The organism is Sulfuricurvum sp. RIFOXYD12_FULL_44_77 (genome assembly GCF_001830725.1).
In the GTDB taxonomy this organism is placed as follows: Bacteria; Campylobacterota; Campylobacteria; order Campylobacterales; family Sulfurimonadaceae; genus Sulfuricurvum; species Sulfuricurvum kujiense_A.
The window spans coordinates 1-3,995 of the sequence record NZ_MIBU01000222.1; the positions used below are offsets into that span (position 1 = coordinate 1).

Annotated in this window: 6 protein-coding genes; 3 read left to right on the forward strand and 3 right to left on the reverse strand. The window is 43.0% G+C overall.

Going from position 1 to position 3,995, the window contains the following annotated elements; translation table 11 throughout:
• The first annotated feature begins 111 nt into the window (after positions 1–111).
• Positions 112–285, forward strand: coding sequence for a hypothetical protein (locus A2517_RS07930; RefSeq protein WP_294895833.1), 174 nt, complete (start codon positions 112–114; stop codon positions 283–285).
• Here the strand turns inward: A2517_RS07930 and A2517_RS07935 are convergent.
• From A2517_RS07935 to A2517_RS07945, 3 genes are all read right to left on the reverse strand, one after another.
• The gene (locus A2517_RS07935; RefSeq protein WP_294895835.1) at positions 254–505 is read right to left on the reverse strand and encodes a Txe/YoeB family addiction module toxin; all 252 of its coding nucleotides are present in this window, start codon (positions 503–505) and stop codon (positions 254–256) included. The two genes, A2517_RS07930 and A2517_RS07935, sit on opposite strands and share 32 nt — an antisense overlap.
• The gene (locus tag A2517_RS07940) at positions 505–756 is read right to left on the reverse strand and encodes a type II toxin-antitoxin system Phd/YefM family antitoxin (RefSeq protein ID WP_294895838.1); all 252 of its coding nucleotides are present in this window, start codon (positions 754–756) and stop codon (positions 505–507) included. The genes A2517_RS07935 and A2517_RS07940 overlap by 1 nt, the downstream gene beginning before the upstream one ends.
• 81 nt (positions 757–837) lie before the next feature.
• Positions 838–1,242, reverse strand: a complete 405-nt coding sequence (locus A2517_RS07945; RefSeq protein WP_015654239.1) for a hypothetical protein — start codon at positions 1,240–1,242, stop codon at positions 838–840.
• Between the two features lie 211 nt (positions 1,243–1,453).
• Here A2517_RS07945 and serS point away from each other — a divergent pair, with 211 nt between their 5' ends.
• The gene (serS, locus tag A2517_RS07950) at positions 1,454–2,698 is read left to right on the forward strand and encodes a serine--tRNA ligase (protein WP_294895840.1); all 1,245 of its coding nucleotides are present in this window, start codon (positions 1,454–1,456) and stop codon (positions 2,696–2,698) included.
• Between the two features lie 18 nt (positions 2,699–2,716).
• Positions 2,717–3,995, forward strand: a 1,279-nt coding sequence (locus A2517_RS07955; protein ID WP_294895842.1) for a lipopolysaccharide assembly protein LapB, incomplete at its 3' end; no start/stop codon positions are given.

The following is a 3,995-nucleotide window of genomic DNA, read 5'->3' on the forward strand; positions in this document are numbered from 1 at the left end:
TAGTTGTATCGGATGTTTTTGGTATGACCCAACGGAATTCAATACTGTCATTTCAAAAAATTATTACAAGGAAAGATAGTTCGTACTTTTCTACATTTTAAGGAGTAACCGATGAGTACCAAGACAATCTATACCGATGAAGAATTAGCCATTGTTGAAGCGGTGGAAAACGGTGAGTATGTTTCACTCCCCAAAGATAAGTTCGCAACTCTCAAAAAATCACTGAATACCGCTGCAATCAAAACGATAACTCTTAATAGTGATACCGACACTGTGCCACGATAATCAGATCATTTTTGATTGTATAGACAAGGCGGTGTTCGGCGGTAATCCGTCGGGAGAGATACCCCGATAAATTCTCTTTCAACCGTTCAGGTTTCCCTAACCCATCATCGGGATTTCGACGGATGTCTTCTAAAAGAGAATTGATCCTTTTTAGAATCTTTTTGTCGTTGTGTTGCCAATAGAGATAGTCTTCCCATCCCTTGGTCGAAAAAGCGATCATCAACTGGCTATCTCTTGAATCGTGAACTGCCCTTTTTCAATCTCTTCGATAGAATCCATCAAACGATCACGATTGTTTTTAGACGAGAGCAAATACATCGTCTCTTTCATCGAAGCGTACTCTTCATACGAGATTAGCACCGCACTTTGGTTATCTTTGGTCGTGATAATGTACTCTTCACAGTCATTGCACACGCTATCGATCATACTTCGCAGGTTATTACGTGCCGCAGAATAAAACATGGCTTGCATCGTACTCTCCTTATTTTGTCAATATGTTGTCATAATATCGGATAAAACTAATTTTGTCAAGATGTTGTCATATTAGAAATCTTATTTAAAAAAAGCCCTCTGCTTTAGAAGTAAATATATAATTGGAATATAAAAGACTATCTTGAGCAGATAGATTATTCTCTCCAATATTGCACTATTTTCTGCAAAATAGGCGGTTATTGTAATTGTATTCATAAAAGCTGTGAAACCAAATATGATAACTACTAACCACATCGCCCATTTATTCCCTTTCAATAAAAAATAATTTATTCCAAAAATCAAAAATAGCCCAGTTAAAATTGTTACTATTTTACGCCCAATAGCATAAATAATATCAAGAATAAAGAAACTTTCTGTCCCGTACATTCCAGCTACGATAAATATCAATATTAAAGGGATAATGACACTTAACCACAAAAGCCTTGTTGCCCATATCACCTCTTTTGGTACTATAAGAACTTGCATTTTTCACCTTAACCTCATTAAATTTAGTTATTTTACAACTAATTATAGCTATTCCTAGTCAATTTATGCAGTATTTTTTTCCGTTCGTGGTGAGCTTGTCGAACCATGAACTCACCCTTCGACAAGCTCAGGGCGAACGGAGGAATTTTGACCTAATTTCAGCCTCTTTTGGCTATAATCGATCATTATTTAATAGCAGGAATGACCCTTTATGATCGATGTAAAACTTCTCCAGAAAAATTTTGACGAAACCGCAACGGCGTTGATGCGCAAAAAAGTGGATGCTTCCGTAATCACTGAACTAAAAACCGCCAATGAAGCTCTCAAAACCGCTAAACTCGCTTACGAGACATTGCAAGCGAAACAAAACGAACTCAGCCGCCTTTTCGGTCAGTATAAAAAAGAGGGGAAAAGTACCGATGAGTTGAAAATCGAAGTCGATGCCAACAAAGTGACCCTAAACGATCTCCTTGATACCCAACGCTCCGCCGAAGAAGCCCTCGATGCGATCATTATGCGTGTTCCGAACATTCCCGATGCAGACGTACCCGACGGTGCGAATGAAAATGATAATATCGAAATCCGAAAAGTCCTCACTCCGCCAACCTTTAGCTTTACGCCGAAAGAGCACTGGGAACTCGCAGACCAAAATGGCTGGATCGATTTTGAGCGAGGGGTTAAACTCGCCAAAAGCCGTTTCAGCGTTGTGGGCGGGATGGGTGCCCGATTGGAGCGCGCCCTTATCAACTTTATGCTCGATTTTAACCGTGAGCGCGGTTTCGAAGAGTTCAGTGTTCCGATGCTCGTTAACCGCCGCGCACTAGAGGGGACAGGACAGCTTCCGAAATTCGAAGAGGATCTCTTCAAAGTGGAAGAGGAAGAGCTTTATCTCATTCCGACGGCGGAAGTACCTCTCACCAACCTCTACCAAGACGAAATCCTAAACGGTTCCGATTTACCGATCAAAATGACGGGATACACGTCGTGTTTTCGTAAAGAAGCGGGAAGCGGCGGACGTGACGTGCGCGGGATGATCCGTCAGCATCAGTTTCACAAAGTTGAACTCGTCTCCATTACTCGCGCCGATCAAAGCGATGCGGTATTCGAAGAGATGGTCGCGTGTGCTTCTGATCTTCTCGCAGCGCTTGGACTTCCTCACCGTCTCGTCACTCTCTGTACGGGAGATTTAGGATTCGGTGCGGCGCGTACCGTCGATCTCGAAGTGTGGCTTCCGGGGCAAAACACCTATCGTGAAATCAGCTCCGTCTCCAATACACGGGACTTCCAAGCCCGCCGTGCGAAGATCCGCTACAAAGAAGAGGGAAAAAATATCCTCGCTCACACCCTAAACGGTTCAAGTTTAGCGGTCGGACGGACGATGATAGCTATTATGGAAAATTTCCAACAAGAAGACGGCAGCATCATCATCCCTGCCGTCCTCCAAAAATATCTCTAATCAGGATAAAGAGAGGCTATGGCTGAAGATCAAGAAGAGATAATCATCATCGAAGAATCGGATGCTGCCGGCGTCGAAAAAACAGCGGCAGACACCTCTGAGGCTTCGAGCAAAAAGCCAAGTCCGTTCAAGAACAAACGTCTCATCATTGTTGTGTCCGGTATTCTCCTTTTACTCCTCTTAATCGGGGGAGGATTGATGTTTTTCTTGGGACACTCTGCAGAAGCGGTAAAACCCTTCGAACAGCCTATAGCCGAAAAAACAACCGCCTCTGAAGAGAATGTGATTGAGCCTAGCCAGCTTGAGAATATGATTGAGAGGGCAAACTATCTCTATGCTAACGGCAATGCGACCGAAGCGCTCAAACTCTATGAGAAAATCGCCCTCTACTCAGAAGCCATTTCCCAATACAATCTCGGTGTTGTTCAGCTCAAAGAGGGAGAACACAAAGCAGCTCTTGAAAATTTTAAACGCTCTATCGCCAACAGCGAAAACCGATGTGTCAGTGCCATAAATGCGGCAGTCTGCTGTCTCAATCTCAAACGTGAAAAAGATTTCAATACCTACATCACTATGGCGCAATCGTATCTCCCTCAAGAGAGCGGATCACCGATGTACTCCTATTATTATGCCCTCATTAATTATTATAAAGGGAACTACCTCGAAGCCCTCAGCGCCCTAAAAAATCCGACAACCGAAGAGTATCAAACCACTCAAAATAAACTGCGCGCCAAAATCAGCGCGATGTTCGGAAGTTTTAACGATGCGATCAGTGCCCTTGAAAATCCTCTTCAGGAAGAGGACTCCTTTTCACTGGGGCTTATGTACGCCAATCTCGGAGATATCCCCTCAGCAACCAAATATCTCCACGATGCAATTATGCAAAATGACAAACCGATAGAAGAAAAACTTGCCTTGGGATACGTTTATCTGAAGTCAGGGATGCAGGAAAGCGGCTCAAAACTCATTAAAGAGATGTCTGATCAGTACCCCGATCAGGTCTATACTCCTTATCCTATCCGTGTCCTTCTTAAGCCTTCCCTTTATGATCCCGATGAGATCCAACGTCTCTATCGCGACTCAAAACATGATAACCGTCTCAAAATTTATCAGAGCATTTTTTACTTTGCCCCTTATAAAATTTTTAATGCCGATCAAACCCTACGCTATATTCAAAAAGGGAATGCCAATATTTACATCGATGATATTGCCAGTGCAAAAGAGTATCTTCAGACCAGCACCCAAGCTTCCAGTGTTGACTACGGTATAGCCCTCTCGATACAAAAAGCACTCAAAT